The organism is Streptomyces sp. NBC_01591 (assembly GCF_035918155.1).
Lineage (GTDB): Bacteria > Actinomycetota > Actinomycetes > Streptomycetales > Streptomycetaceae > Streptomyces.
In genome coordinates, this window is sequence record NZ_CP109327.1 from 181297 (window position 1) to 207214 (window position 25918).

Here is a 25918-nt window from a genome sequence, read left to right on the forward strand (position 1 = left end):
CGAAGTGGTCGGCCCCGACTGCAGTGAGGCACCGCCGCGAACAGGGCCCCGGTGATCGCCGTACCGCAGGGGTCGGACCGGTCCGGCAACGCGGACCGGCCGGTGGAGCTGGGTGTGGAGAAGGCTGTGTACGGGGGCGTCCCGACCCCCGTGGTACATCTCAGCGACCGTCGTGGGGTATTCCGCCCGCACGCTGTCGGGCCGGGCTCACGACCTGACCGCGCCCGCACTCACCGGATCATCCGCATCTGTGAGGGCCAGGCCGTTTCCGTCCTGGCCGATCCCGCCGACCCAGGGCGCCGGCCCCTGGCTGAGCGCGGGCGTCACCGGGGCCCCCGGCGGGCCCGGGCACCGGTCGAGCGCGGCGCCGCCCGCCTGACGTCCTGGCGGGTCGTCCGCAGATACCGTGGCAGTCCCACCGCAGGACGTCAATCGTCGAAGCGGTCTCCAGCCCGCAGCGGCAGCGCCGAAGAAGCTCAACTGGAGCTCTTTCAGGCCGACCACGGCTCGGGGGACGGGCCGTGAGGGACCACACTCCTCCCGCGCCCGCCCGGGCCGGGCTGATGCCGGCTCAGCAGACCCTCAATCGTGCGCTCGCAGCGGCGCGCGGTGCCGGTTCGCCTGGCCTCACGGTGTCACACTGACCAGGATTCCTCGTCCTGCGTGGAAGCGCTCGAATACGCGCATGGGCAGCGATGCGGAGTCCGCATTGTGGGAGTAGCCCGACGGATTATGGAACCGCACCGTCCCGCCATGGACCTCATGAACCAGCACAAGATGCCCTCCCCGCCGCGGTTTATAGGTGCTTGGGTCGCGAATCTCAGGAGACACTGAAGCGATCAGGGCTTGCCCGGGGCGCACCGCTCGGGCGGATGCTTGAATCGGTGTGTTCTCGACCAGTTGGCATTTGAATCCGAAGTGTGAGCTGACCCAAGCCATGAATGGCCGGTATATCAGTCCTTGGACCTTGCCCTGGGGTTCCACCACGTAGCAACCCCAGTCGAGGGCCAGCGCAAGGAGTTCACGCATCAGCAGTCGGGTGTCCGTCCAGCCGTGGAGCAGGGACTGCAGACATGCCAAGCCGCAGACTTTGCGGGACCAGAACAGGTACTCCTCGCGCGAGTGGTACCCGTCGGAGGTCCAGTCGTGCAGTTGCGATGGATCGGTGCGCCTCAGGAAGACGTCGATCCTGGATGGGGCGGCACGCCGCATGACGACCTCGTCGTTCCGGTCCAGGCTTCCCCACTGTGAGACGTAAGGGAGGCTTCCATCAGGTGATGGGAAAGTCGAAATAGACATCTGAGTAAGGCTCGCTTTCCAGCGTGTAGTGCCACCACTCGCAGGCGTAGCGAGCAAATCCGCAGTCCTCCATTACGGAGCAAAGGTGCTCGCGGTTTTCCGCTTCGATGGGTCTTATTCCTGCTGCTCCATGATGTGAGATCGAGTCCATGAGGTCGTGTTCACCACCCATGCAAGCATTTTCTCCGGTGGCAAGGGTGTAGAGCGTCAAGTCGACGGAACTGCCGCGGCTGTGGCCTGACTTGGCAGCCACGTATCCCTTGTCGAAAAGCTCGGACCTGTCGATATTGGGGTAGTGCCGCTGCTTTGTCCGGCCGTCCTCCGACTGTTCGGACCAGCGCATGAAGCAGTCGACGGCGCGTTGCGGACGGTATCCGTCCCAGACAAGCAAGCCGAAGCCGCGGGACGCGGCTTTTTCCTGCGCTCGCCCCAGGGCTGCGCACAAGGCTCTGGTGCCGACTATCCGATTCACCAGGTATCCGTCTACCGGCTTTCCGGTGAAGTTGTCCCCGGTGGCGTACTTGGCATCCCAACGGATGCCGGGCACCAGCTCGTCCAGGTACCCGAAGTCGCCGTTCATCGCTTTTTCCGGTGCAGTGTCATTGACACGAGCCGGTCGATGACGTCGGAAAGCGGCATTCCTGCGGCGCCCATCATCCGTGGATAGCGGCTGTAGGAGGTCATGCCGGGAAAGGTGTTGACTTCGTTGAGTACCACCTGGCCGTCGTCCTGGAGGAACACGTCCACGCGGGCAAGCCCCTGGCAGCCCAGTGTGCGGTAGATGGTCTTGGCGCTCTCTTGGACGAGCCGACGCGATTCTTCGGAGATGTCGGCGGGAACGATGAACGTCGAGTTCTCCGAACCACTCTCGGGTGACTCCTCCTGGTGGATCCTGAAGAATCCGTGGGAGAGGGCTACGCGGTCCACCTCGCCCGCGATCGGGGTGGATGGGTCCCCCAGGATCGCGCAGCCGACCTCACTCCCGGCCACGGCCTCTTCGATCAGGACCTTCGAGTCGTACTGCCGTGCGGCCTCCAGCGCACTCGGCAAGTCCTCTGCTCCGGCGACTTTGCTGACGCCGAAGGATGAGCCCGAACGGGCTGGCTTCACGAAGACGGGATAAGGAAGCTGTTCGGCGTCGACCTTCTCGTCTCCCGCGACCACCCGGAAATTTGGCGTGGCGATGCCCGCGCTCTTGGCGACGGCGTAGGTCAGGGATTTGTCCATGCAGATGGCAGAGCTCTGGATATCGCAGCCGGCATAGGGGACGCCAGAGAGCTCCAACAGGCCCTGGATCGCCCCGTCTTCGCCGAGTGTGCCGTGCAGGACGGGCAGCACGAGGTCCAGACGGATCACTTCGAATCGGTCCTGTTCCAGGACGAGCAGTCCGTGGACGCTTCGGTCGGGTGACAGCATGACCGGCCGAGCGTCGGTGTTCTCCCAGTCTGTGCCAGGGGAGTCACAGAGCTGCCAGGCACCGGACTGCGTGATGCCGATCCAGTACGGCTCGTATTTACCGGTGTCGAGGTTCTTTGCGACCTCTTGGGCGGACTTGACGGAGACGGGGTGTTCTTCGGAAGAGCCCCCGAAGATGACGCCGATCTTCAACCTGTCCATGTTTTCCCGCTTTCAAAGTTGAGGCAGTTGATGAGGCTGTTTCTGATGGTGTCGCTCAGCGCGTGGTCGGTGTAATAGGCCGTGTGCGGGCTGATGAGCACATTCGGCAGATCCTGTAGTCGCAACAGCTGGCGGTTCTCTATGGGCTTGTTCCGGCAGTCGGTGTAGAAGATTCCTTCTTCGCCGTCGAGGACGTCCAGCGCCGCGCCGCCCAATCTGCCGCTCTCCAATGCCGATAGAAGGGCTTCGGTATCGATGAGTGGCCCGCGTCCGGTGTTGACGATGAACGCGCCGTGTTTCATCTGGTCGATACGTCGGCGATCGACGAGATGGCGGGTTTCTGCGGTGAGCGGGGTGTGGAGCGTGACAATGTCGCTGTGCTGAAGCAGCTCGTCGATCGGCGTGTAATCGGCGGGGGTCTTGGGGCGATTGCCGTAGGCCAGCACGCGGCAGCCGAAGCCTCGCAATCGGTCGATGACTGCTGTGCCGATACGCCCCGTGCCGACCACTCCGACAGTCAGGTCGCGCAGCTCTTTGCCGCGTATCTCACTCAGCCGGTAGTCATGAGCATCGGTGCGGCGGACGGTGGCCTTCGCGTGGCGCACGGCCATCAGCATCAGCATGAGCGTGTAGTCGGCAACGCTGTCGGGAGAATACGCCACGTTTCCGACGGAGATACCGACGCTGTCCGCGTAGCTCACGTCGATGTGGTTGCATCCGACGCTTCGTGTGGAGAGATACTCCACACCGGCGCGGCTCAGTGCGCTGAGTGTGGCACGGGTGACGTGCGTCTTGTGGCCGATGCTGATGTATCGGTTCCCGACTGCCAGGTCGATATTGGCTTCAGATACCGCTTCCTTTGTGATGGTTGGCGCCATGCCAAAGCGAGGCGCCATTTCTCGGAATAGAAGGGCCTCGTCCTGCTCGCACCCATAGACTGTGATTCCCGTTGCCGAGACAGCCCGTGAGGGCGACGCTGGCGCTCGGGTGCGGCACGCCGCTGCTCGTGTTGGTCCGCTGGAACTCATGCCTTCCAGTCAAGAGAGCGTGGTGTTGCCAGCGCGTATGCATTTTTTGATACGCCGACGATACGTTGCCGGCCAACACCCTGCGCGAGCATGGATGCGGCTGGTCGGCCGCGCTGGCTTCGCCCGTGGGATCGACCGGAGCTCTGCGGGCGACACGCAACGTGTTGTGCATTCGCCTCGCCGGCACCTCTACGGGCTGGGGACTCGTCCTTGAAGATCAGGACGAGCATCGTCCTGCGCCTGTAGCGGCCGGCAACATACATATCGTCGACGTATCGAAAACTGCATACGCGCCGGCAACACCACGCTCTCTTGACTGGAAGGCATGAGTTCCAGCGAATCAGCCTCTGCCATCCTCTACTTCGCCAGCCCGCCCCCGATCGCCAGCACAGCGACCGGACGGTTGTTGATGTGCTTCGCCGATCCTTGCGTGGTCCGGGCATGATCCCGCTCAGCCTCGGTGAGATCGCCACAGTTGTCGGCGGGACGGTCGAGGGCGACGGCGCCGTGACAGTGACCGCGCCGGCCGTGCTCGACGGCCGGCAGGCCGAGCCGGGCGGCCTCTTCGTGGCCTTCGCCGGCGAACACGTCGACGGCCACGACTACGCCATCCAGGCCGGCCGGGCCGGCGCGGTGGCCGTGCTCGGCTCCCGGCCCACGGCGCTACCGACCGTCGTGGTCGAGGACGCCAAGGCCGCGTTGCAGGCGCTCGCCACCCACGTCGTGGCACGGCTGCGCGACGGGCTGACTGTCGTCGGGGTGACCGGATCCCGCGGCAAGACCAGCACCAAGGACCTGCTGGCGGCCGTGTTGTCGAGCGCCGCGCCGACGATCGCCACGATCGGCTCGCTCAACAACGACCTCGGCGTGCCGCTCACCATGCTGCGTTCCAACGCGGCCACCCGGTTCCTCGTCCTTGAGATGGGAGTCCGCCGCATCGGCGACATCTCCAAACTCACCGGCCTGGTCGCGCCCGACGTCGGTGTCGTCCTCAACGTCGGCCAGGCCCACCTCAGCCATCTCGGGTCGCGCGAGGCAACCGCCCAGGCCAAGGGTGAGCTGGTGCAGGGTCTGGCGCCCGGCGGCACCGCGGTCCTGAGCGCCGACGATCCCCGGGTGGTCGCGATGCGCTCGCTCACCGACTGCCCGGTGCTGACGTTCGGCCAGGCGGAACACGCCGACGTTCGCGTACTCGACGTAGTCCTTGACCGGCTCGCCCGGCCGTCCTTCACACTGCGGACCGCCGCCACCTCGGCTCGCGTCGGGCTGCCGCTCGTGGGCACTCACCAGACGCTCAACGCGTCGGCTGCCGCGGCGGCAGGGCTGGCGGCCGGCGTTCCCCTCGATGGGGCCGCGGCAGCGCTGCCCACGGTCTCGCTGTCGAAGTGGCGCTTGGAACTACGTGACCTCGTCGGCGGCGCAACGCTGCTCAACGACTCCTTCAACGCCGACCCCGACTCGACCCGCGCCGCCCTGGACGCGCTGGCGGCAATCGAGGGCGGGCGCCGCATCGCCGTCCTCGGCGAAATGCTCGAACTCGGCGACGACAACGAGGCCGAGCACCGCGCCATCGGGGAGTACGCCGCCTCCCGGGCCGACGTGGTGGTCGCGGTCGGCACCCGGCCGCTCGCCGACGGTGCCGGAGAGCGGGCGGTGGCGCTGGCCGACAACGCCGCGGCCGTCGAGTGGCTGCGCGGTCGGCTCACTGCCGGCGATGTGGTGCTCGTCAAGGCCTCCCGCGGGGCGCGCCTCGACAAGGTCGCCGCCGCGCTCGCGTCCGGACCCCACGATGTGCTGGTAGGTCGACCGATGGACGACAGGTAGGAGCGGCTGTGGCTTTTCGGGTACGTGCCATCACGGTGAGCGATCACGCCTCGTCCAACGCGACCCAACCTGCGGTGGCGGCTGCCCGGGTTCAAGACATCGCTGGCGTACCTGCCCGAAGGGCCGGTGATCGACTGGGCCTCGGATGATCTGGCCGGCTGGCTCGACCCATTGGTGGACCACCTGAAGCACTCTGGCACCTTCGCCCTACGCATCGGGTCGACGGCGGTGGCCCGCATCTGGAGTGCTGCGAGCTGCGGGCCCGGGTCGGAGAACACGCCTGGTACAGCTACGGCGCCTCCGCCACGGCCGAACGGGAGGTATGTGGGTCGAACGCCGTGCAGCGGAAGATGATCACTGATGCTCTGGCTGCCGGATGTACGGTCCACGACCTGCGCGGCATCACCGGCGCCGTGGACGACAACTTCCTGCACCTGGGCCTGATCCAGTTCAAGGTCGGCACCGGCGGCGAAGCCTTGGAGTATCTCGGCGAATGGGATCTGCCGCTGAATCGCCTGCTTTGTAAGGCATTCGACGTCTCCATATCCCATCGAGGCTGAGGCGGCCTGTCGGTGGCGGAACTCGGCGGGCGAGACGCGAAGTGGGCGTGGAAGCAGCGACCGGCGTAGTTCGGGCGTGAGCAGGCAGCGGGTTTCCCCGGTGAGATTCGGACGTTCTTCAGGCCTGATCGCCATCTGTTTGTGTGTGCGCTGACGCGGCGGGCAGTTGCACCGTGACGCGGAGCCCGCCGGCGGGGCGGGGGGTGAGGGTGAGGGTTCCGTCGTGTGCCTGGGTGATGGTCTTGACGATGGCCAGGCCGAGGCCGACACCTGCGTGGCTGCTGTGTATGCGTTCGGTGCCGCGCTGGAATGGCTCGGTGAGTGTCGAGACCAGCTGTGAGGTGAGCTTCTCGCCAGTGTTCTCGACAGTGAGCACAACAGTGTCGGGGCGGACGCTGGTATGCACCCATACGGTGCCCTGTTCAGGCAGGTTGTGGCCGATCGCGTTGTGCAGAAGGTTCATGACCATCTGCAGCAGGAGCGCCTGTGAGCCGATGGTGGTGCTCATGTCGCCGGAGGTTTCGATGGTGACGCCATGCTTTTCTGCCAAGGGGAGGAGCGTTTCAGTGGCTTCTTCCGCCAGGAGGGACAGGTCGACGTCTTCCCTGGTGAATGACCGCTGGTTGGCGCGGTTGAGCAGGAGCAGTGCTTCAGTGAGGTCGATGGCTCGGGTGTTGACCACGCGGAGGCGCTCGACAAGCTCACAGGTGTCGCGGTTCGGATCGTTGCGGGTCGCGTCGAGAAGCGTCTGCGTGACCGCCAGCGGGGTGCGCAGTTCGTGAGAGGCATTGGCCGCGAATCGCTGCTGTTCGGCGACGTGGGCTTCGAGCTGCGCGAGCATGGTGTCGAAGGAGTCGGCGAGTTCGCGGAACTCATCTCGGCGGCCCGGTAGGCGGATCCGGTGGGAGAGCGGTCCGTTCGCCACCCTGTGTGTGGCGTCGGTGATGCGTATCAGCGGGGCGAGCATCCGGCCGGCCAGAATCCACCCGCCCACGAGACCGAACACCAGCAGGAACCCCAGCGCCAGGATTCCCGCCGGGACGAAGACGACTGGGCCGAAATTGCTTGGCTTGAAGACGCGTAGGAAGTCGGACCAATCGGGGACGGCCAGGCTGTTCGACCTTCCCCGCAGAAGGAACACCCACACGGCGGCGAGCAGCAATGCGCCCGCGATCACGAGGAACCCGGCATAGCTGAGGGTGAACTTGAGGCGGACGCTCAACCCTTGACGCCTATCCACGCACCGCTCCCCGGTCATCGGCGTCCGGTCCTGCGTCGATGCGGTAACCGACCCCGAGCACGGTGGCGATCAGCCAGGGCTCGCCAAGGCGTTTGCGCAGGGCCGAGACCGTGATGCGCACGGCGTTGGTGAACGGATCGGCGTTCTCATCCCACGCTCGCTCCAGCAACTCTTCTGCGCTGACGGCACCGCCTTCGGCAGCGACGAGGACTTCGAGCACAGCGAACTGCTTCCTGGTCAGCGCGATGTAGCGGCCCTCGCGGTAGACCTCGCGGCGGAACGGATCCACACGTAAGCCTGCGATCTCTCGCACAGGTGGTCTGTTGTGGGCTCGCCTGCGGTCGAGTGCTCTGAGCCTGAGCACGAGTTCGCGGAGTTCGAAGGGCTTGGTGAGGTAGTCGTCGGCGCCGATCTCGAACCCGGTGGCCTTGTCGTCGAGCCGGTCGGCAGCGGTCAGCATGAGGATCGGCATGCCGCTGCCGGAGGCGACGATGTGTTTGGCGATCTCGTCACCGGTAGGTCCGGGGATGTCCCGGTCGAGGACGGCGATGTCGTAAGCGTTGGTGCTCAGCAGTTCCAGAGCGGTATCACCGTCACCGGCGGTGTCGGCCGCGATCGCTTCCAGGCGCAGCCCATCGCGGATCGCCTCTGCCATGTAGGGTTCGTCCTCGACGACTAATACACGCATAGTCCGATGTTACGAGCCGGTACGTATCGTCGGTATATCGAAAACTGGATACGGGCTGGCAACATCACGCCCCCTTGACTGGGGGCATGAACGAGCCACACGTTATCCCGCTTCGGCCCCGTGACCGGCTGTTCACCGTACTTGCGGTGGTGCTCGCCGTGCTCCTGCTCCCCGTTGCGTTCGTCCGCGATCCCGGCCGCGCCCGTGAACTGGCCTGCCACTGGGCGTTGGGGATCCGATTTCCTGCCGAGGATCTCACCGGGCTCACCGACGGTGCCAGGGCGGCGTTCACCGCTGCACGCGCTGAGGCGCTCTGGCGTCATGGGCAGCTCGTCGGCCTCACCTCGGGATACCGCGATCCCCTCGTCCAGCAGCGGTTGTTCGACGAGGAGGTGCGCCGCGTCGGCTCACCGGCCGCGGCCCGGATGCTCGTACTGCCACCGGCGGAATCCAGGCACGTCAAGGGCACCGCGCTGGATGTGCGCCCGTTCGAAGGCGCGCGCTGGCTCGAGGAACACGGTGCCCGCTACGACCTCTACCGCATCTACGACAACGAGTGGTGGCACTTCGAGTACCGCCCGGACGCCGACGTGCCACCAACGACCCAGGAGATCCGCGATGCCCTGCAAGCTCGTTGACGAGGGGCAGCATGCCGGGCGCCTGGAGGGGCGTCTCCAGGCCGCGAGGCAACGTGCCTTCGTCGGACGAAAGGAAGAGCTCGCTGCCTTCGAGGAGGCGCTGTGCACCGGCGGCCGAGTGCTGTTCATTCATGGCCCCGGCGGTGTCGGCAAGTCGGCGCTGCTGGGACGCTTCGCCCAGCGGGCCGCAGCAGCGGATCGCACCGTACTGATGCTGGACGGGCGGAGTCTCGAGGAGTCCCCCGCAGCCTTCGTGGCCGAGGCCAGGGCGGTGCAGCGCCTGCGCGCAGGCCACCGCACACAGCGCCATCGTCCCCGAACCCACGACGCGCGCGACGGCACCCCACCCCGACGCTCTCCCAGAACGCCGCAAGCAACGGGAGCGCGGGCCAGGGGCGGCAGTTCGGATCCAGGAAATGCTCAGCTACCTCGCAGCCGCCCTCCCCTCCGAGGTCGGTGCCGCTGCGCGGCTGCTGGCTCTGCAGTGCGCGCTGCGGGCAACTGTCTCCGGCCGGCTCTGGATGCTGGCAGGGCTACTGCGAGGCCTGCGCATGAATCGTCATTCGTCTCTCTGGCAAGAGCTGGAGCAATCCGGCTGGCTCACGCGTCTGGCTACGAACCCGCCTTGGGCAAAGCAGCGCGGGTTCGCGGTGCAACTTCTCGACGCTGCTGAGGTTCCCCCGCAGCGCGGGAGTGGCTGACTAGCTGGTCAGAGCGGGTTGACGTGGTTTCAGGTTCACTTGTTCGGTCGCTGCCGGGGCGGCGTAGTACTTCTCCTCGAACTCGATCGGGCTGAGGTAGCCCAGTCGTTTCTGGATGCGGCGGGGGTTGTAGAAGCCGTCGATGTACTCGAAGAGCGCGAGGTTCGCTTCGGCTCTGGTGGCGAAGACGCGGCCGCGGATGCACTCGGTCTTGATGACCATCCACAGGTTCTCCGCCAGGGCATTGTCGAACGAGTCGCCGACCGAGCCCATGGACGCCTGGATACCGGCCCTGACCAGGCGTGTTGTGAGCTTCACGGACGTGTATTGACAGCCGTGGTCGGCGTGGTGAATGAGCTCACCGGGGGCGACCTCGCGGCTGGCCAGGGCATACTCCAGCGAGGTGAGGACCAGGTCGGCGTCCGCGCGGGCGGAGGTCTCCCAGGCGACCACCCGGCGGGAGAACGCGTCGCGGATCGCGGACAGCCACAACGGCCCCTCCCCGGTGGAGATCATGGTCAAGTCGGTAACCCACAGCCGGTTCGGCCCATTCGCGGTGAGGTCGCGTTGCACCAGGTCAGGGGCCAGATCGGCGTCCGGGTCACGGCGAGTGAAACCCGTGCCCCGGCGGGGGCTGATCCCGGCCAGGCCGGCCTCCCGCATGAGCCGCTCGACGCGCTTCCTGCCGACGTGGACGCCCTCACGCTTGAGGACGGCGTGCACGCGAGGTGAGCCATAGATCCCGCCGGACTCGTCGTGGACCTGCTGGATCCTGCCCGTCAGCTCGGCGTCCCGGCGGCGCCGTTCGCACGGTTCCTTCTCGGCCTGGCGCCACCGGTAGTAGGTGGAGGAAGGGATGTTCAGTTCCCGGAGTACGGGCTCGACCCCCAGATGCGGGTGCTCGTCAACGAGCGCCGTCACCTGGGCCGGGTCGGGTCGAGCTGGGCCGCGAAAAAAGCCGAGGCCGTCCGCAGGACCTCATTCGCACGCTTGAGCTGGGCATTCTCCTTGCGCAGGGCGGCAAGCTCCTCACGCTCGGCGGTGGTGAGCAGGTCGTCGCGTTCGCCGGCGTCGGCCTCGGCCTGGCGGATCCAGTTGCGCAGGGCCTCGTGGTGCACGCCGAGTTCCTCGGCCATGCGGCGGATCACGGGCTTCGGCTCGGCGGTCCGGTACATCCGGACCGCACGCTCACGCAACTCCAGCGGGTACTTTCTCGGCGCAGGCATCGTCTGGGCTCCTCTCATGAGACCCATCTGACCTTCTGTCACCCATCCCCGCATCTCGGGGGAACCTCAACTTCTCGACGCTGCTGTCCTGACACAGGCCCCTGGGCGCCGGGACCGTGCCCATGCCGCCGACGCAGCGCTGCGCCTGACATCCTGCCCGGCGCTTCGCAGCCTGTCGGCCTCAGAACAGCTCGCCGGACTCGCGCTGGCCACCTACCTCTCCCCCGGCCACGTGCACGGCATCATCGAGGCAGACCGACTCGGGCGCGTGTGCGCAGCAGACACACCTGGCGCCCTGACTGCCACCCTCGACCGGCTGGTTGCCGCCCGGGTAGCGGACGGGTGGTCGTACGACCCGGGATCCGACGACATCACGTGGGTTCTAGGGCCCGCGTTGGCCAGGCGGTACCAGAGCGTGACCGCCGGGAATGACTCTGCGGTCACGTGACGAACTCTCGCAGCATGCGCGTGCAACTCGCCCCCGCCACCAGGTGACCAACCCGCCCCGCCAGCGCTGCCCTCACCCACCAGACCAGCATTCAGGAATCGGGCGTGCGAGCCCCGGGTCCGACCCGTCGAGCCTCGCGACAGCGATCGTGCAGCAGCTCAGAGAGCCATGAGGCGGTGATAGTCCTGGACCTGCTGGGCCAGGTCGTCTTCAGGAATACCGGTCCAAGCGCTCATCTGGGCATAGGGCAGGCCGCTTCCGCGTCCGACCAGCGCGGATCCAGCGGCACGGACCGGGCCGGCCATGAGGTTTCCCCGGTGTGCGGGAGGTGCCGATCAGCTGGTCAGGGCGGGTTGACGGGGTTTCAGGTTCAGTTGTTCGACCGTCACCTGGCCGACGCAATACTTCTCCTCAAACTCGACGGGACTGAGCCAGCCAAGCCGCTGCGGCGGCCGTTGCTGGTCAAGTACGACGCACGACTGTTCGTAAGCGGGTGTGGCCGGTCAAGCGCCTGTGTGGCTGGGGCGAGGGATCCAGCGCATGTCGAGGGCCTCGAGGGCGGCGATCTGCTCAGCTCTGAGCTGGGTTACGTTCCGGCGTCGTTCCGCGATCCAGCGCCCCAGATGGAGGCTCTGGCCGTCCTCCTCATGCAGGTAACCGTAGGGGACGTCGAAGTGTTCGTGGCGGCGCCAGAACATGTAGGCAGCATGCAGGCCCTTGCTGAAGGCACGTTGCGACGCCCCGCGGGGACGGCGCAGCAGATAGGCGAGGGGGTGGCGTTGGCGGGAGTGGTTAGTGGCTTCTTCCTCGGTCGGCGGCAGGTCAGGGACCAAGCTGCGGTTGAGCACGGCCAGTGGCTCCGTGGACAGCGTCAGGACGCATACGTTGCACTCCTTGATGCCTGGGACACCGCGGTGAAGGAATTCCAAGAGGAGATCGACCAGGGAGAGTACTTCGACGAAATAGCGGCGCATGAGGAAGCTCGGATGGGCGACAGCTTCTGGGAGGACCACGAAGAGAGTACGGCGGCCCATGTGGATCGGATCTCTGAAGGTGTGCAGCGTCCCCTGGAGCGGGTGCTGCTTCTCGTCCCGGAGCTTGTGGACAAGGCGTGCATCAACCTTGCCGAGGCGCTGGAGGCCCTGGGATCTTCGGTGCGCTCGAAATCCGGAACCTCGGGCTGGCCCAACTACGACATATATCGCGACATGTACAGGAATGCAGGGAAAGCTCGCAGTGCCTTCCTGGACGCGTCACGCGAATCCATGCGCGCGGCACCACGCCCCGGCCGCTGACCCATCGGACGGCCACGGAGGAGACGGACAGATCCACTCTGCCGCACACTCAATTCGACCTTTCACCGGCTCGCCGTGATCAGCGGTCCGTTCGCCACCTTCACCGGGATCGGACACCCGCCCACACCACACCACTGACCAGCACGAACACCCCACCCTCGTAGCGATCAGCAGCAAACCGACCACCACGCCCCGCAAGAACGACAGTCCTTCATCGGCATCCGCTGTCAGAACCCAGCACCCCGCATCATCGGCCAGGAAACACCACCGAGCCACTGACAAAACGATGACGAACACCCACCGACAAAACGACACCGATCACCACGGTGAAGGTGCTGGGCGAGGGGGTCGATACGGCGAATTGTGATTCCGTCGCATTCTGCGATGCGCGGGGGTCGATGATCGATATCGTGCAAATGGTCGGTCGGGCTCTGAGAATGAAGCCGGGGGAAGGGAAAATTGCTTCTCTGATTGTTCCGGTATTCCTCGCTCCGGGTGAAATACCGGGCGAAATGCTGACCTCGGACGCCTACGGAACCCTCGCGAAGGTCCTCGGGGCGCTGCGGGCGCACGACACCGAAACGATCGAACACCTCGCGGATCCCCGTATCCGGGCGGGAGTTGGCACCCGGAGGGAGCCGAGGAAGGCGAAGCGGAGGCTGAGCGGGAAGAGCCGGAGGGTGAGCGGGGGCCGAGCGTGCCCGCGCGGGAGCTGCTGAAGTTCAGCACACCCAGGGATCCGGCACTGCTGGCCCAGTTCGTGAAGCTGCGGGTCATCGAACCCGAGAACACGTTTTGGCGGCGCGGTATCCAGGCGTGCGTACGGTACGTGAAGGAGACCGGGGCAGCGCAGTTGCGGGTGCCGTACGACTACATCACCCCCGATACCTGGGTGCCGGCCGGGTTCCCGCTGGGGACCTGGCTCGCCGACCAGCGGAAAACCCACAAGGCAGGGTGCCTGGATGCGGGGCGGGTGAAACAGCTCGACGGGCTGGGCATGGTGTGGTCCCACCAGGACGTCGCGTTCGAAGAAGGCCTCACAGCCGCCCGCGCCTGGGCCACGGCGCACGGACACCTGCTGCCACCCACGACCGCGGCATGGGACGGATACCCGGTCGGGACCTGGGTCAAGAACCAGCGATACGCCGCCCGGGCAGCAGATCAGAACGCGCAACGTCGGCAGGCCGGCCTCCCCGTCGAAAACAGTGCGGGTGCCTTGACCGAAGCGCGGCGAGCAGCGCTGGAAGAGATCGATCCGGGGTGGTGCCCGGTATGGGACACGGGATGGCAACGCTGTTTCCGGCTCATCCAGAACCTCCTCCAGAACGGCGGGGCCCTGCCGGTGGCAGTCGGCAAAGTGATCGTGCAAGGAGAAGACCTCGGAAGGTGGGTCACCGCGCAGCGGCTCGGGTGGGAACAGCTCCTTCCCGCACAGCAGTGGCTGCTGGAGAACGTCCTCGGGATCGAACCCGCCGAGGAAGCAGAACGGCCGGTGAAACGGACGCAGGACGATATGTGGGCCCTCAACCTGCGTGCGGCACAGCAGTTCCATGGCCGTGAGGGGCATCTGAGGGTGCCTCGGAAGCACGTCGAATACCTGGAGGGCGTGGCGGAGGGCACGGCAGGCCCGTCGGGCCATCAGGCAGGCGCTGACGGGGTCGTGGTGGTCAAGCTCGGCACATGGCTCGACAACGTCCGCAAACGCGCCACGAAGCTCACCGAACAACGCCGCGCCGACCTCGACGCGCTTGGCATGCGCTGGTAAAGCGGGCGGTAGTCGGGTGGAGGCTATGTGCCTGATCCGAGGCGGCTGAAGGCCCAGCGGAGGACTTCTTGGTCGACGCGGGGGCGGCCGGTGCGGTTCAGGGCGGAGAGGGTGTGGGCGGTGAGGCGGGCCCAGTTGCGGAAGTTGCCGTGGGCGGCGCGGCTGTCGGCGTAGGTGATGTCTTTGGGGTCGGCGTCGGCCCAGATCGGGTGGTAGAGCGGGATGGTCTCGAGGACTTCGTCGGTGGTGAGGCGGGTGAAGCGCTGCCAGATGAAGATGCGGGAGGACAGCATCGGTTCTTTGCGGAGGGTGGCGTGGCAGCCTTCGCCGCCGACGAAGATGACGGCGAGCTGGGTGTAGGGGTCGTCCCAGAGGTAGCGGATGTACTCAAGTTGCTCGCTGGAGAGCCACTGTGCCTCGTCCAGGACGAGGGTACGCGGGTGGGCGGCGAGCGTTGCCTTGAGCGCTCGGCGGCCGACAGCGCGGCCCAGATCGGGGAGTCCATGTCCGTATTCAAGCCGCCCCGACTTTGCGCACCCGATCCGGGTCACCGTTGCCGCGAATGAATCCTGCTCATGCCGGGCCTGGTGCCGGTAGAGTTCGAAGGTGATCATTCCCCCTGTCCACCCGCGACCGGCCCTCAGGGCGACTACGAGCCATCCGGGCCGCTGACATGGCGCCCTTTGTGTACCGCATTACTCCGTACGACCCTGCTGACCTCGACGCGGCGGCCGGCAGAGACAGCACCTTCATCGCGTATGACTCGAGAGAACGCGTCGCTGCTGCCTGCATGGCGGCCGTGGCCGGGTTCGCGCTCGATGCCGCCGTCGAGCAGGTGACGATCGACAATCCCATGGCCGAGGGGTTCTTCTCCTTCTCCGTCCTCGCGGGAAGAGGGGGGCATGGGCTGAGCGGGCTCTTCCCCTATGACAGCGTCGGGTTCCACGACGGCGCGCGCGTCCCGCTCACCACCGGTCTCGGGTTGCTGCGGGCGATGGTGCTGCGCGAGGGCGCCTGGTGCCGGCTGCAGGCGGACAATGGATTCTTCGTCCATGTCGGCGACCGGGACGACATATACGTCGGCGGCGGCCGGGACCAAGAGAACGCCGTGTCCCGCACCCGCATTCTTGGGCTGTTCGCCGACCGGGTCGCGAGCTCACCCTACGACCCGGCCCTCGACGAGACCGACGCCTCGCGGGCCGCCGACGAGGAGTTCTGGTCTGAGGTCGGCGCACTGGTCGCGGACCGCGGCGGGGTCCTGCTGGAGGAGCGTCCGTCCGGCAACGCCTACCGCTGGCACCGCCTGACGGCCGCTCACGAGGTCGAGGCTGTGCATGAGCGTCTGACCCCACGGGCGCGGCTGGCGGTATGGCCGGACCTCACCGACGACGTCGAGGCGATCCGCGCCGCCGTCGTGCGCGGGGAACGCCTTCACCTGCTCGTACGGCAGCATCCGGGCGGGGGGTTCCACAGGGCGTGTGTCGCCGAACCAGGCATGGGACGTGCAGACGGGCCGAATCCCCAGATCACGGCGGGCCCGGGCCACCGCGTTGCGTTGGTTCCGCTGGAACGAGCTGATCGCCATCCTCTTCTCGCGGCAGTGCTGCCCGACGGGGACGGTGTCCTTCGGGCACGCTGGCGCACCAATCGCAGCCGGGCCGAGGAGCGGCGGACGTTCCTTGGCTCGCTGCGAGTGGGCGAGGCTGTCACCGGCGTTGTCGCGACGGGTCTCAATGACATCGGGGTGTACGTGCACCTCGATGACGATCTGGGCCGTTTCCTCGGCTTTCTCCGTGTTCCCGAGATGTCCTGGACCCGTTTCGACTCGGCGGACGACATTGCCCCGATCGGTCGGGAAGTCCGCGCCGAGATCATCAGCATCGACTTCGCGCAGGAGCAAGTGAGCCTGTCCATGAAGGCGCTGCAGCCCGATCCCTGGCAGCACTATGCCGACACCCACAAGGGCGGGGACACGGTCTCGGGGACGGTGACCAAGCTGGTGCCGTTCGGCGCGTTTGTCCAGGTGGAAGAGGGCGTCGAGGGCCTCGTCCACCTTACCGAGTTGGTCGATCACGACGTCGAGTACCCGCAGGAGGTGCTCGCGGTCGGCGACCAGGTCCGTGTCGCCATCCTTGACGTGGACCGCCAGCGTCGCCGCATCAGCCTTTCGCTCAAACGCGCCCAACCGGAATGAGGGCAGCGGTGCTGCATGAGCCCTCAACGATCACGCCCAGGTGTGCTTCGCCTCCACTGCGCTGACCCGCAGCGCGCGGCCGGCCAGCGCCGCCTCTGCGGGGATGACCGTGACGAACCGGTCGCGACTGTGTATCCAGGACTCCACCGTCGCTCTGTCGCTGTCGGTGAGCGAGCCGAGGTCCGTTTCGCACTTGGTGATCAGCTCATCGACCTGGATGATCTCCTGGCGCAGGAGCTCCATGTTCGCCCGGGTCAAGGCTGTGGGGGTGAGCACGGTGCCGTAGGCAGTCTCCAGCAGCGCGAGCTGGAAGACCCGCGAGCGGTCGAAGTCGTTCCCGTGCTCGTCGACCAGAACGATGAGCGCAACCATCCACACGTTCAGCCAGTAGCCGACCGAGCTGGAGTCGTACGGCCGCTCCGAGCTGGTTGGCGCGAGAGAGCCGGGTGGTGGGGAACAGCACCATCCGCAGTGACAGCGGGCGGCCGTTGCCGTGCCCGCCGACAGCATCGGCCGCGAGCCGACGGCCGCGGAGCTGGACGCGGTCGAACGGGAGCCCTCCGATTCGGGCGGAACCGGCAGTAGCCTGCCGGTTCCGCGTGCAAATGGTCGGGCGTTCCCTGCGGACGCGTCCAGGGCGCGGGAAACTCGCCACCTTGATCGTGCCGGTATTCCTCGGGCCGGGCGAAAGCCAGGGCTTCGGCGTAGTCGGCGGGCGCCCGTTTTGTGATCACGCGAGGCCGAGGAGTGCGAGGGGTCGGCGGGCGTCGCGTGCGTTGCGGCGGAGGCCGGCGGCGATGTTCTTGACGCCACTCAGCCGGAGAGCGCCGACGGCGAGGTTGCGCCATGTCGCCATCGCGCGGGGTGCGTTGCCGGTCCGAAGCTGGGAGGCGTCCTCGGCGAAGGCGGTGTCGCGGACGTGGTGCAGGGCCTCGATCTTCCAGTGGTCGCGGATCAGTCTCGCGAGTTGGACGGGGGTGGCCTGCTCGGCGGTCAGGCTGGTGACCGCGTAGACGGTCGTGATGGTGGTCTTGCCGGTCTTGCGGTCGGTGCGGCGGCGCTTGATCTGGACGGCCTGGCGGGCGCCGGGGAAGAGCAAGTTGTTCACGGTGGCTACCTTGATCCGGCGGATCTCCGCGCGGCCGTGGCCGGCGCCCCGGGTGCGGCCCTGGAACGGGATGTCCTTCCAGGGAAGGGACTTCAGCTGCTTGCGCAGCTTCTTCTGGTTGCCCTTGACGATCGCGATGTAATGGGCCCCGCGGCCCAGGAGGAGGTAGGCGGCGTGCTCGCGTTGCGTATGGAGCGCGTCGCTGGTGACCGCGGTTGCGGCCAGGTCGGCGACGGTGTCGAGCAGCGGCTGGAAGCGGGTGACCTCAGCGGTCTTCTCGCCGACGTCGAGCTGGGCCAGGACCAGCCGGGTGGTGTGCTCCACCGCGGCGAGCAGGTGGATCCTCCGCCCCTGGGCCTTCGCCGCGCCGCGCAGGGACTTGCCGTCCACGGACAGTCCGCTCAGCCCGGTGCTCTCGGGTCGGCGGTCGGTGAGCCATCCGCCCACCGCCCGGTCCAGGGCATCACCGTCGATGCGGGCGAGCAGTCGGCGGACCGTCGCCTCCGAGGGCACCAGCCTCCGGGGCAGTACTGGATCGGGGCGCACGCCGAGTCGCTCCAGCACGTGCGGCGGCGCGTCCGCGATCCACTCGCCGACCGCCAGCAGCGAGGTCGCGCCGGTCAGCACCGCGCACGCGGTTAGCGTGAGCACGACGGCCAGGGCATGGCGCACGCCGCGCGGATCGCGTGGATCCGGCACCTGAGCCAGCCGCTCCAGCAGGCCGGGCACCTCCCCGGGCCCGACGTCGGACTGCTCGCGGAGCCTGTCAAGGGCAGGCGGAATCAGGGATGAAGCGTCGGCAGGCACGGTCTTCCAGGCAGGTCACGGGGCGTAGAACACTCCGTGATCACGGGAACCTTCCCTGTATCGTCCCCCGGTCACATCAACGCCGCAGCCCCGCCTGCCACCCAGGTCTGCCAGACATGACGGGTGTTCGGCAGGTCAGGGCGGTCAAGGAGCCAGAGCACATACCCGGCATGGCACCGGGCCCACGAACTGTCCGAATCGACTGCACGATCGAGCCTGCCCCGTAGGTCAGCGCTGTCGACAGCCCGGGCAACCCGCACGTACTCGCGATCCTTGCAGCGATACGCCCGGTGGACGACGATCTCGACCAGGTCGGTGAGCTTCGCCTTGATCGCCTCCTCCTGGCGAGCACGGGCCACCTCTCGGATCAGGCTCTCCTTCGTACCCCACGCCTTCGCATGCCGCGTCCACTCCCGCGGGTACCTCGCCTCCCACTCCAGGAAGAGCAACACATAGAGCAGCCCCGGCCACGTCGCCAGATCCCCGCCCACAGGACCGCCCCACACTCCATCAGGAAGTGAACGCCTCTGGGCTTGCTGATACCTCCGGCGCGCCTGCAGAAAAGCCGGCTCTCGGTACCGCTCGTCCGCTCCCAGCGTCAGCCGCCACATCTCGTGGTACCGGGCGCGCGCGTCCGTGACCTTCCTCTGGGCCTCCGCCAGATGGACGAGCGCTGCACCTCTCGCAGCCGGATCCTCCGCTATAAGTCCGAACGCCCAACCCAGTCGCTCAGCCCATGCACAAGCGTCGTCCGTATCTGTACCTGCCTCTTCAGCCACGCACGGGATCATCTCCTAGCGTAGTCGGCTTGCTCCACCCGACGGTGCAGGGGAGACGCAAGCACTCCGAGGCGCAACGGACGTGAGCGGGAACCGTCCGCTCGCCCTCTTATCTCAAGTGATCACGAAACGGACGCCCGCCGACTACGCCGAAACCCTGTGTCGAACCCGTCTTCACGAATGCCAAGTTCACCTGAGAGCGCTGACCCCAGCCGGCGGGCAGCGAGGCCGCGGTCGAGGCCGGTTCCGATTTCGCTGCAGAACGGGACGAGGACATCGACGGCCTCGTGGTCAGGGCGGTAGGCGGGGGCGACTTCGAGCATCAGCCCGCTGATCGCGTATGTGCCGACGGCCAGGCCGTCGACGGCCTGGCACGGGGCCACGAGCGCGGGGGCCGCCGGCGGTTCGTCCGGTGGCGGGGGCGGCGGTGCGGATGTCGCGGACGGCTTGGCGGACCACCGCGTGCACAGTGGCCGGGTCAAGCCGCTGCGAGCGAGCCTGGGAAGGCAGTGAGCGGATCAAGGTCGGCGACATCGCTGGAACAGGCGGAGACAGCAACCAGGGCGGGCTAGGACAAGCCGTAATCGAGCACAGCCGCGGTCGCCACGTCGCTGTCTCGCATGCGGGACACCTGCGGCCACGGCGGCCCGGATGGCGCCCAGGACGTGCGCGACGTCGAACAGCCGGGACGCCCGTAACCGGCTGACGCCGGGCCCACCCCTCTTGGAACTCCCGCCCCGCTGACCAGGTATTCCTCACTCAGTGACCAGCCAATCCCCACTGCTTGTCCAGCGCCAGCGCCCGGCCACCACTGCTCAACACCCCATAGGCCCGAACCGGCCCGGCCCACAGCACACAAGACCAGACATCAAACTGAGAACCACCTCGGACACAGAAGCGAGAACTCCCACCCACGACGCCCATCAACCGACCCCGCTCTCTTCTGGAATCAGCACGGATCCCCTCCTCGGTCTCGCCCAATAAACACGAAAGTCCCCTCCGCTAGGAGGGGACTTTCGGCGCGCAACGACCGAGGAGGCTGCCCGGTCTGCGACGGCCGGTCGGACCGGGTGCATAGCTCGTACCTCCGCTTTCCCGTGGACATGCCGACGGCGGGCCAGGGCGTCGTGGTGTCGTTGCGGGTTCGGAGCGGAGGAGGGCGGGCAGGACGCGGCGAAGAGTGGCGGTCCGTAGCGAGGGGGCCGCCGCCCTTGGGTTGCGGCGGTTTCACTCAGGCGGCGTGGCGGGTCTTGCGGCGGCGTACCACGACGGCGGTGCCGCCACCGGCGACGACAAGCGCGGCGGCCACACCGGCAATCGCCGCGGCGTTGTCGTTCGTACCGGTCTCGGCGAGGTCGGAGCCCTTGGCCGCAGTCGACGGAGCGCTGTTGGTCTTCATGGTCTTGTTGATCCAGCCCGCGTAGGCGGGCGCGCTGGTGTAGAGGCCGGGGCCCTGCGAGCACGGCACGTTCGGGGCGCCGGGCCCGGAGGTGACGCCGATCAGTTCCCAGCGGCCGTCCCGGCCCCTTTGGACCTGCGGTCCGCCGGAGTCCCCGAAGCACGCCATGGCCTTGGGCACGGTGGTGATCGTGCACAGCCGGGTCCGGTCCGCCCAGCCGGGCGCGCACTCGGACTCGGCGCCCCTGCGGGTGTTCAGCTCCTGCAGCCGGTCCGGGAACTTGAACTCGGTGTCGACGGTGGTGCCGAAGCCCAGGAGCCGGGTCGGCGTGCCGGGCTTCCCTGCCTGCTTGGCGATCTTGACGGGTTGCTGGGCGACCGGGCGGTCCAGGCGTACCAGCGCGATGTCGTCCTTGTTGGCGACCTTGTTGTCGCCGTTCACATAGCCGGGGTGGACGAAGGTCCGGTCGATTTTCCGGACGGTGCCGCCGGACTTGCGGTGGTCGCTGCCGACCCGCACGATGCCGTCCAGCTTGATGCCCTCGACCTTCAGGCAGTGAGCCGCCGTCAGCACCCACTGCTGATCGATCAGCGACGCCCCACAGTTCCCATCGATCAGACCCTGTTCCGGGGCCGACTCCGGGATGGTCGCCATGAACGGGTAGCTCTCGGTGGAGTCCGACCCGTTGACGATGGCTGAGGCGCTGCCGGCCATGACAGAGACGCAGGCCGCGGCGGCGAGAGCGCCGACGGCAGCGGTGCGTACGGTACGGCGACGCGACAACTTGAAGTTGAACACAGAAGGTTCCCTTTTGCTTGGTGGATCCGTATGCATTCAGCCTCGTTGTCCGAAACCTGCCGCACCATCCGGGCAACAGGTCGGTCGATGGTATGGCTAGCCCCCCCTCTCTGAACTGGGGAAACGCGGGGCCCGGCGCCCGCCTCGCGCGGGCGAGCGTCGCCGCGGAGCGCGGCATCCTGCATCCCGCCCCCGCCGATGCGGGAGAGATCGTGGCGCGGATCGCCCGCGCCCGGCGCCGGGCCCTGCGGCCCAGCGAGGAATACCGCACTCCCACGTCGGAGGAATGAGACGCCTTTCTCGCCCTCGAGAAGCGGGCGGGGGAAACTCTCCACTTTGATCGTGCCGGTATTCCTCGGGCCGGGCGAAAGTGGCGATGAAATGGTACGTCGCGGACGCCTACAAGACCCTCTCGAAGGTCCTCGGGGCTCTGCGGGCGCATGACACGGACACCATCGAGGCACTGGCCGATCCCCGCGTCCGCAGCGGCCGGGAGAACACCGACGACCAGGACCAGGAGCACGACGGCGTCGACGGGGACGTCCTGGAGGGCGGGAACGGGGGCGGGGCGGTGGCGCTGAGCAGGGCGGCGGCCGGGGTGCTGCGGTTCAGCGAGGAACGCGACCCCGCTGTCCTGGCGCAGTTCGTGCGGCTGCGGGTCATCGACCCGGAGGGCGCGTACTGGCGGCGTGGGATCGAGGCGGCCGGGCGTTGTTGGCTGCGGGAGACCGGGAACACCGTGCTGCGGGTGCCGTACACGGCCGTCACGCCGGAGGACTGGGGCGGCGTCGGCGGGTATCCGCTCGGGCAGTGGATCGCCGAGCAGCGCCGCGCCTACACGGCAGGGACGCTGGAGGCCGGGCGGGTCGCCGAGCTGGAGCAGCTCGGGATGGTGTGGTCGGAGCAGGACGCGGCCTGGGCGGACGGAATCGCCGTCGCCAAGGAATACGCCGCCGCCCACGGCCACTTCCTCCCGCCGACCACCGCGACGTGGGAGGGGCATCCGATCGGTGCGTGGGCGAAGAACGCCCGGGCAGCGGCGCGCAGGGCGCGGGAGAACGAGGAACTGCGCGCGGCGGGCCTCCCCGTCCCCTCGTCGGCCGGCGCGATGAACCAGGCGCGGCAGGAGGAGTTGGACGCGATCGATCCGGGATGGTGCCCGGTCTGGGACACCGGGTGGCAGCGCTGCTACCGCCTCGTCCAGAACCATCTCCAGGCCGGCGGCACCCTCCCCACACTCGACGGCGACGTCGTCGTCTAGGGCGAAGACCTCGGACGCTGGGTCACGGCGCAGCGGTTCGGGTGGGAGCAGCTCCTGCCCGTACAGCAATGGATCCTGGAAAACACCCTCGGGCTCCAGGCAGCCAGGGAGGACGAGCGGCCGGTGAAGCAGACGCAGGATGCGAAGTGGGCGGTCAACCTCGCGGCGGCACGCCAGTTCCACGCCCATGAAGGACACCTGAGAGTCCCCCGCAAGCACGTCGAGCACATGGAGACGGAGAACGGCCCGGCAGGCCGTCAAGACGGTGCTGACGGGCCCCTGGTGGTCAAGCTCGGGACGTGGCTGGACAACGTCCGCAAACGCGCCGCGAAGCTCCCCGAACAGCGCCCGACAGACCTCGATGCCCTCGGCATGCGCTGGTAGACGGCCAGGACGCAGGACCCGAGAAGGGGCCGGGATTCGATGGGGATCCGGGTCCATCTCTGGCCCAGACTAGCCGCCAGGGTAGGTCCGGAGCGCCGCAGGCGTAACCCAGCCACCGAAGGCGCCGCCGCGTATCTCGCTCTCCGTTGGCCTCACCACCGAAACCGACTACCTGAGGGGAACCACACCTGATGTCCATATGGCCTTCGATCGTTGCTGTACTCGGTACCCTCGCCGGTGCTCTGACCGCCGGACTCCTCCAGCACCGTTCGGCACGCTCCGCACGCGCCGAGGAGCGTGCCGACAGCCACCGTCAGGATCAGCGGCGCCGTCACCGACTTCGCGGCCGCCCTGGACGCGCACCGCTCGGCGATGTTCCATCGGGAGCGTCTGGCCCTGGCCGAGGCAGGCACCGAGCACCAGTTGGAGGCCCAGACGAGATCCCACGACACCCGGGCGGCAATCACCGCGCCCCACATCCGCCTTCAGGTCCTGGTCCCCGGGCTGGTCGGCCCCGCCCAGCAGGCCGCAGATGCCACGTACGCGCTGCGCAAGGCCATCGACCGGACCGAGCTGGACGCCCGGCGGCATGCGGCGAAGGAAGCATCCGTCGCCTTTATCGCCGCGGCCGCCACGCTGCTGAGTCCAACGGCCGCTGACTGAGGGTGACCGCTGCCAGCGTTCTGGCGCTCTGTGCGCCGCGTCGCGGTGAACGCCGAGGCACCGGCGCGCGCGGCCCCGCCGACGCGCGAGAGGGGACTGGCCGGCCGCCGATCCCCGAGGCGCTCCGCCCTCCATTTCGGCAGTTCGGGCGGCAGGGGGTACGCAGAGGGGATGTCAGCACCCCGACCATGCCTTTACAGGCATGGTGACCTGCATAAACACATGACGTCCCGGAGAGAGGGGTCAACAGATAGTGCAATAGAAGGCGCAAGAGATAGCGCAATAGATCTCTGGGTCGAACTGGTGGCTCTGTACGCGAGAACCGGCTCTGGTCCACTTCTTGTGGTGCGTTCACGCTCGGTGATATGGCTGAGACTGCGTCGGTTCGGTTGACGCTGAGATCTATGCTCGGACACATGATCGAGACTGAGCGGTTGCTCCTGCGACCTCTTCGTGTGTCTGACCTCGACGTTTTCGTCGAGCTTCATGCTGACCCGCTGGTCAACCGCTTCGTCGGAGCCTTCTCGCGTCAACAAGCGCTGGAACGACTCACTGGGATCGAGCGGCAGTGGGATGAACGAGGTCATGGTCTGTGCGCCATTGAGCTCAAGTCGAGCGGCGCATTCGTCGGTCGAAGCGGTCTGCAGTACTGGGAACAGTTCGATGAAGTGGAACTGGGTTGGGCCCTCCGAGCGGATCACTGGGGGCACGGGTATGCGACCGAGGCCGCTCAATCGTGCCTGGACTGGGGTTTCGCCACGCTTGAAAACGACTACTTCACGGCTCTCATGCGGCCGGGCAACGAGGCATCGGTGAAGGTGGCCGAGCGTCTGGGGTTCTCGCCGCGTCGCGAAGACCAGCTCCAGGGCAGCCCAGCCACGGTGTATGCCCTGGATCGCCCAGCCAGTCTGCCCTCTCGTTGATCCTCCGCATGAGTCACGAGAGCAGGACTCTCTTCCTCAACAGGGCGAATCCTGCGCGGCCGAACATCTGACGCTTGAGCATCTTGATCCGGTTGACATGACCCGCAACGACACCCGAGTTCCACGGTTGTGTGAGGCCAGCGGTGACGGCGTCGAGGTCGCGTTCGAGGTGCTGAGCGAACCGGCGGAGACTGGGCAACTCGGTGGTGGCGGTGGCCGCTTCGATCCATGTCGGCAGCTGGTCGCCTTGCAGGTGGGTGAGCATGTGGGCGAAGAAGCGGACATGCTCAGCGAGTGCTGCCATCTCAGGGCAGTTGGCCAGGACGGCCTTGAGCTGGAGCCAGTCGCCCTCGGCAGATGCCCCCACCGCACACCTGCTCAACCATGGCGAACACCTGCTGCACGTGCGGTATCAGCCCTTCAGGCGCAAAGAGCTGTATCTGCGCTACGTACCGATCAATTGCCCGCATCACGCCTTCGTGGTCACCCCGAAGATGCCGACTCACCATGGACTTCGGGGCCGGCTGTACCTCGGACACGGTCATCAGAAATGACGGGCGGCGGACCCGCCTCCGAAGTGCCCCGCTGCTACAGCCAGCGAGTGAGCCCGAAGAACCGTACGCGCCAGCTCTTGCGCGGGGACCTTGCTGGTATCGACCTTGAGGTCGTACCTGGCCTCATGGGCATGAACCGTCCGCAGGTGCCCCCTCGCCAGGCCCGCCGAATTGCCCCGTGCCGCCTCCCGCTCCTCCAGCACATCGACCGGGCAGTACACCCCAACGAGATAGACCTCTACGCCGGAGAGCGCCTGGAGCCAGTCCTCCAGCAGATCGGGATCCAGCAGCATCTCGTCGACCACGACGTTGCAGCCCTTGAGCGCCAGCTTGGCGACCGACGCACAGGCGGCGGCAAGCATCCGGCGGCCGACGTCGCCGTACCGGATGCTGATCAGCTGACGGCCGTCCTCGTCATGCTCCGACCGGTCGTAGCGGAACCCTTCGAAGCTCAAGTGCCCGCCGCGGGCGCCGGCCCACTTCTCCGGCACCATCGAGAACAGCGTATCGATGCCCCAGTACAGGTACGGCTCATCGCTTTCTTCCTGGATCGCGCGGGCCAAGGTGGTCTTACCAGCACTTGATGTGCCGTTGAGAAAGATCACGTGACCAGGGCGGTCATACTGCACAGAGGCTCCCATCCAACCAACGTATCGGGCCCGATCAGCGATGGTGCGGCCCTCCGACGCAGGAACCCGGACGAGCCCGCCTCGGCGCCG

Annotated in this window: 28 protein-coding genes and 2 pseudogenes; 14 read left to right on the forward strand and 16 right to left on the reverse strand. The window is 67.2% G+C overall.

Annotation, left to right across the window (positions count from 1 at the left end):
- Nucleotides 1-193: 193 nt before the first annotated feature.
- Nucleotides 194-467 (forward strand): annotated as a pseudogene (locus OG978_RS00945) (IS5/IS1182 family transposase); the annotation flags it as partial.
- Between the two features lie 160 nt (nucleotides 468-627).
- Here the strand turns inward: OG978_RS00945 and OG978_RS00950 are convergent.
- Genes OG978_RS00950 through vanH form a run of 4 tightly spaced genes read right to left on the reverse strand, consistent with a single transcriptional unit; the run spans nucleotide 628 to nucleotide 3944 of the window.
- The gene (locus tag OG978_RS00950) at nucleotides 628-1299 is read right to left on the reverse strand and encodes a hypothetical protein (protein ID WP_326763359.1); all 672 of its coding nucleotides are present in this window, start codon (nucleotides 1297-1299) and stop codon (nucleotides 628-630) included.
- Nucleotides 1271-1879: a D-Ala-D-Ala dipeptidase VanX gene (gene vanX, locus OG978_RS00955; protein WP_326763360.1), complete on the reverse strand. Its 609-nt coding sequence runs from the start codon at nucleotides 1877-1879 to the stop codon at nucleotides 1271-1273. The genes OG978_RS00950 and vanX overlap by 29 nt, the downstream gene beginning before the upstream one ends.
- Nucleotides 1876-2916 (reverse strand): D-alanine--(R)-lactate ligase, encoded by a 1041-nt coding sequence (gene vanA / locus OG978_RS00960; protein ID WP_326763361.1) that lies wholly within the window; start codon nucleotides 2914-2916, stop codon nucleotides 1876-1878. The genes vanX and vanA overlap by 4 nt, the downstream gene beginning before the upstream one ends.
- The gene (vanH, locus tag OG978_RS00965) at nucleotides 2904-3944 is read right to left on the reverse strand and encodes a D-lactate dehydrogenase VanH (protein ID WP_326763362.1); all 1041 of its coding nucleotides are present in this window, start codon (nucleotides 3942-3944) and stop codon (nucleotides 2904-2906) included. The genes vanA and vanH overlap by 13 nt, the downstream gene beginning before the upstream one ends.
- Nucleotides 3945-4385: 441 nt before the next feature.
- Between vanH and OG978_RS00970 the strand changes: the two genes are divergently transcribed.
- Both OG978_RS00970 and OG978_RS00975 read left to right on the forward strand, forming a co-directional pair.
- Nucleotides 4386-5768, forward strand: a complete 1383-nt coding sequence (locus tag OG978_RS00970; RefSeq protein WP_317865730.1) for a UDP-N-acetylmuramoyl-tripeptide--D-alanyl-D-alanine ligase — start codon at nucleotides 4386-4388, stop codon at nucleotides 5766-5768.
- Between the two features lie 266 nt (nucleotides 5769-6034).
- Nucleotides 6035-6328, forward strand: a pseudogene (locus OG978_RS00975) (peptidoglycan bridge formation glycyltransferase FemA/FemB family protein); the annotation flags it as partial.
- A 118-nt stretch (nucleotides 6329-6446) separates the two neighbouring features.
- On the opposite strand, the gene OG978_RS00980 reads toward OG978_RS00975, so the two are convergent.
- Together OG978_RS00980 and OG978_RS00985 are read right to left on the reverse strand one after the other, a co-directional pair.
- Nucleotides 6447-7568: a sensor histidine kinase gene (locus tag OG978_RS00980; protein ID WP_326769889.1), complete on the reverse strand. Its 1122-nt coding sequence runs from the start codon at nucleotides 7566-7568 to the stop codon at nucleotides 6447-6449.
- Nucleotides 7561-8256, reverse strand: a complete 696-nt coding sequence (locus tag OG978_RS00985; protein ID WP_317865726.1) for a response regulator transcription factor — start codon at nucleotides 8254-8256, stop codon at nucleotides 7561-7563. The genes OG978_RS00980 and OG978_RS00985 overlap by 8 nt, the downstream gene beginning before the upstream one ends.
- Before the next feature lie 86 nt (nucleotides 8257-8342).
- On the opposite strand from OG978_RS00985, the gene vanY-N reads away from it, so the two are divergent.
- Nucleotides 8343-8894 carry a D,D-peptidase/D,D-carboxypeptidase VanY-N gene (gene vanY-N / locus OG978_RS00990; protein WP_266694172.1) on the forward strand — a complete coding sequence of 184 codons (552 nt, stop codon included), beginning with the start codon at nucleotides 8343-8345 and terminating at the stop codon, nucleotides 8892-8894.
- Nucleotides 8875-9567, forward strand: a complete 693-nt coding sequence (locus tag OG978_RS48135) for an ATP-binding protein (RefSeq protein WP_442817635.1) — start codon at nucleotides 8875-8877, stop codon at nucleotides 9565-9567. Before vanY-N ends, OG978_RS48135 begins: the two co-directional genes overlap by 20 nt.
- Before the next feature lie 28 nt (nucleotides 9568-9595).
- On the opposite strand, the gene OG978_RS00995 is transcribed toward OG978_RS48135, so the two are convergent.
- The 3 genes from OG978_RS00995 to OG978_RS01005 form a co-directional block, all read right to left on the reverse strand.
- Complete coding sequence (locus OG978_RS00995; protein WP_326763363.1) at nucleotides 9596-10516, reverse strand: IS3 family transposase; 921 nt, start codon at nucleotides 10514-10516, stop codon at nucleotides 9596-9598.
- Nucleotides 10513-10821, reverse strand: a complete 309-nt coding sequence (locus tag OG978_RS01000; RefSeq protein WP_176740405.1) for a transposase — start codon at nucleotides 10819-10821, stop codon at nucleotides 10513-10515. The genes OG978_RS00995 and OG978_RS01000 overlap by 4 nt, the downstream gene beginning before the upstream one ends.
- Before the next feature lie 951 nt (nucleotides 10822-11772).
- Entirely contained in the window at nucleotides 11773-12303 is a 531-nt protein-coding gene (locus tag OG978_RS01005; protein WP_326763364.1) for a helicase associated domain-containing protein, read from the reverse strand.
- Between OG978_RS01005 and OG978_RS01010 the strand changes: the two genes are divergently transcribed.
- The 3 genes from OG978_RS01010 to OG978_RS01020 all read left to right on the forward strand — a co-directional run bounded on the left by OG978_RS01010 (nucleotide 12304) and on the right by OG978_RS01020 (nucleotide 14329).
- Entirely contained in the window at nucleotides 12304-12564 is a 261-nt protein-coding gene (locus OG978_RS01010) for a hypothetical protein (RefSeq protein WP_326763365.1), read from the forward strand. It begins immediately after the preceding gene.
- Nucleotides 12565-12896: 332 nt separating this feature from the next.
- Nucleotides 12897-13283, forward strand: coding sequence for a hypothetical protein (locus OG978_RS01015; protein ID WP_326769890.1), 387 nt, complete (start codon nucleotides 12897-12899; stop codon nucleotides 13281-13283).
- Nucleotides 13262-14329: a helicase associated domain-containing protein gene (locus OG978_RS01020; protein WP_326763366.1), complete on the forward strand. Its 1068-nt coding sequence runs from the start codon at nucleotides 13262-13264 to the stop codon at nucleotides 14327-14329. The genes OG978_RS01015 and OG978_RS01020 overlap by 22 nt, the downstream gene beginning before the upstream one ends.
- A gap of 23 nt (nucleotides 14330-14352) precedes the next feature.
- On the opposite strand, the gene OG978_RS01025 is transcribed toward OG978_RS01020, so the two are convergent.
- A complete protein-coding gene (locus OG978_RS01025) occupies nucleotides 14353-14943 on the reverse strand; it encodes an ATP-binding protein (protein WP_326763367.1) in 591 nt (196 codons plus the stop codon).
- A gap of 59 nt (nucleotides 14944-15002) precedes the next feature.
- Between OG978_RS01025 and OG978_RS01030 the strand changes: the two genes are divergently transcribed.
- Nucleotides 15003-16523, forward strand: a complete 1521-nt coding sequence (locus tag OG978_RS01030) for a S1 RNA-binding domain-containing protein (RefSeq protein WP_326763368.1) — start codon at nucleotides 15003-15005, stop codon at nucleotides 16521-16523.
- 30 nt (nucleotides 16524-16553) lie between these two features.
- Here OG978_RS01030 and OG978_RS01035 read toward each other — a convergent pair whose 3' ends face one another.
- The 4 genes from OG978_RS01035 to OG978_RS01050 form a co-directional block, all read right to left on the reverse strand.
- The gene (locus OG978_RS01035; RefSeq protein ID WP_326763369.1) at nucleotides 16554-16895 is read right to left on the reverse strand and encodes a hypothetical protein; all 342 of its coding nucleotides are present in this window, start codon (nucleotides 16893-16895) and stop codon (nucleotides 16554-16556) included.
- A gap of 358 nt (nucleotides 16896-17253) precedes the next feature.
- Nucleotides 17254-18438, reverse strand: coding sequence for an ISAs1 family transposase (locus OG978_RS01040; protein WP_326763370.1), 1185 nt, complete (start codon nucleotides 18436-18438; stop codon nucleotides 17254-17256).
- A 71-nt stretch (nucleotides 18439-18509) separates the two neighbouring features.
- Nucleotides 18510-19217 carry a hypothetical protein gene (locus tag OG978_RS01045; RefSeq protein ID WP_326763371.1) on the reverse strand — a complete coding sequence of 236 codons (708 nt, stop codon included), beginning with the start codon at nucleotides 19215-19217 and terminating at the stop codon, nucleotides 18510-18512.
- Nucleotides 19218-20448: 1231 nt separating this feature from the next.
- The gene (locus tag OG978_RS01050; protein ID WP_326763372.1) at nucleotides 20449-21414 is read right to left on the reverse strand and encodes a S1 family peptidase; all 966 of its coding nucleotides are present in this window, start codon (nucleotides 21412-21414) and stop codon (nucleotides 20449-20451) included.
- Nucleotides 21415-21506: 92 nt separating this feature from the next.
- Here OG978_RS01050 and OG978_RS01055 point away from each other — a divergent pair, with 92 nt between their 5' ends.
- The 5 genes from OG978_RS01055 (at nucleotide 21507) to OG978_RS01075 (ending at nucleotide 24645) form a co-directional block, all read left to right on the forward strand.
- Nucleotides 21507-21704, forward strand: coding sequence for a hypothetical protein (locus OG978_RS01055; RefSeq protein WP_326763373.1), 198 nt, complete (start codon nucleotides 21507-21509; stop codon nucleotides 21702-21704).
- Between the two features lie 86 nt (nucleotides 21705-21790).
- Nucleotides 21791-22675, forward strand: coding sequence for a helicase associated domain-containing protein (locus OG978_RS01060; RefSeq protein ID WP_326763374.1), 885 nt, complete (start codon nucleotides 21791-21793; stop codon nucleotides 22673-22675).
- A 123-nt stretch (nucleotides 22676-22798) separates the two neighbouring features.
- Nucleotides 22799-23059: a helicase associated domain-containing protein gene (locus tag OG978_RS01065; RefSeq protein ID WP_326763375.1), complete on the forward strand. Its 261-nt coding sequence runs from the start codon at nucleotides 22799-22801 to the stop codon at nucleotides 23057-23059.
- A 297-nt stretch (nucleotides 23060-23356) separates the two neighbouring features.
- A complete protein-coding gene (locus OG978_RS01070) occupies nucleotides 23357-23722 on the forward strand; it encodes a protein kilB (RefSeq protein WP_326763376.1) in 366 nt (121 codons plus the stop codon).
- Between the two features lie 416 nt (nucleotides 23723-24138).
- Nucleotides 24139-24645 (forward strand): GNAT family N-acetyltransferase, encoded by a 507-nt coding sequence (locus tag OG978_RS01075; RefSeq protein WP_326763377.1) that lies wholly within the window; start codon nucleotides 24139-24141, stop codon nucleotides 24643-24645.
- 13 nt (nucleotides 24646-24658) lie between these two features.
- Here the strand turns inward: OG978_RS01075 and OG978_RS48140 are convergent, their stop codons facing one another.
- A complete protein-coding gene (locus OG978_RS48140) occupies nucleotides 24659-25012 on the reverse strand; it encodes a transposase (protein ID WP_442817872.1) in 354 nt (117 codons plus the stop codon).
- A gap of 177 nt (nucleotides 25013-25189) precedes the next feature.
- Entirely contained in the window at nucleotides 25190-25840 is a 651-nt protein-coding gene (locus OG978_RS01085) for a chloramphenicol phosphotransferase CPT family protein (RefSeq protein ID WP_326763378.1), read from the reverse strand.
- Nucleotides 25841-25918 lie beyond the last annotated feature (78 nt).

Bases quoted from the DNA above. Each gene is read 5' to 3' on its own strand.
- OG978_RS01000 (WP_176740405.1), bottom strand. From the start codon at position 10,821: ATGCCTGCGCCGAGAAAGTACCCGCTGGAGTTGCGTGAGCGTGCGGTC.
- OG978_RS00970 (WP_317865730.1), top strand. From the start codon at position 4,386: ATGATCCCGCTCAGCCTCGGTGAGATCGCCACAGTTGTCGGCGGGACG.
- OG978_RS01030 (WP_326763368.1), top strand. From the start codon at position 15,003: ATGGCGCCCTTTGTGTACCGCATTACTCCGTACGACCCTGCTGACCTC.
- OG978_RS01075 (WP_326763377.1), top strand. From the start codon at position 24,139: ATGATCGAGACTGAGCGGTTGCTCCTGCGACCTCTTCGTGTGTCTGAC.
- OG978_RS00950 (WP_326763359.1), bottom strand. From the start codon at position 1,299: ATGTCTATTTCGACTTTCCCATCACCTGATGGAAGCCTCCCTTACGTC.
- OG978_RS01060 (WP_326763374.1), top strand. From the start codon at position 21,791: ATGAAATGGTACGTCGCGGACGCCTACAAGACCCTCTCGAAGGTCCTC.
- OG978_RS48135 (WP_442817635.1), top strand. From the start codon at position 8,875: ATGCCCTGCAAGCTCGTTGACGAGGGGCAGCATGCCGGGCGCCTGGAG.
- vanY-N (WP_266694172.1), top strand. From the start codon at position 8,343: ATGAACGAGCCACACGTTATCCCGCTTCGGCCCCGTGACCGGCTGTTC.
- OG978_RS01025 (WP_326763367.1), bottom strand. From the start codon at position 14,943: ATGATCACCTTCGAACTCTACCGGCACCAGGCCCGGCATGAGCAGGAT.
- OG978_RS00985 (WP_317865726.1), bottom strand. From the start codon at position 8,256: ATGCGTGTATTAGTCGTCGAGGACGAACCCTACATGGCAGAGGCGATC.
- OG978_RS01085 (WP_326763378.1), bottom strand. From the start codon at position 25,840: ATGGGAGCCTCTGTGCAGTATGACCGCCCTGGTCACGTGATCTTTCTC.
- vanA (WP_326763361.1), bottom strand. From the start codon at position 2,916: ATGGACAGGTTGAAGATCGGCGTCATCTTCGGGGGCTCTTCCGAAGAA.
- OG978_RS01035 (WP_326763369.1), bottom strand. From the start codon at position 16,895: ATGGTTGCGCTCATCGTTCTGGTCGACGAGCACGGGAACGACTTCGAC.
- OG978_RS01005 (WP_326763364.1), bottom strand. From the start codon at position 12,303: ATGGGCCGCCGTACTCTCTTCGTGGTCCTCCCAGAAGCTGTCGCCCAT.
- vanH (WP_326763362.1), bottom strand. From the start codon at position 3,944: ATGAGTTCCAGCGGACCAACACGAGCAGCGGCGTGCCGCACCCGAGCG.
- vanX (WP_326763360.1), bottom strand. From the start codon at position 1,879: ATGAACGGCGACTTCGGGTACCTGGACGAGCTGGTGCCCGGCATCCGT.
- OG978_RS01055 (WP_326763373.1), top strand. From the start codon at position 21,507: ATGGCTAGCCCCCCCTCTCTGAACTGGGGAAACGCGGGGCCCGGCGCC.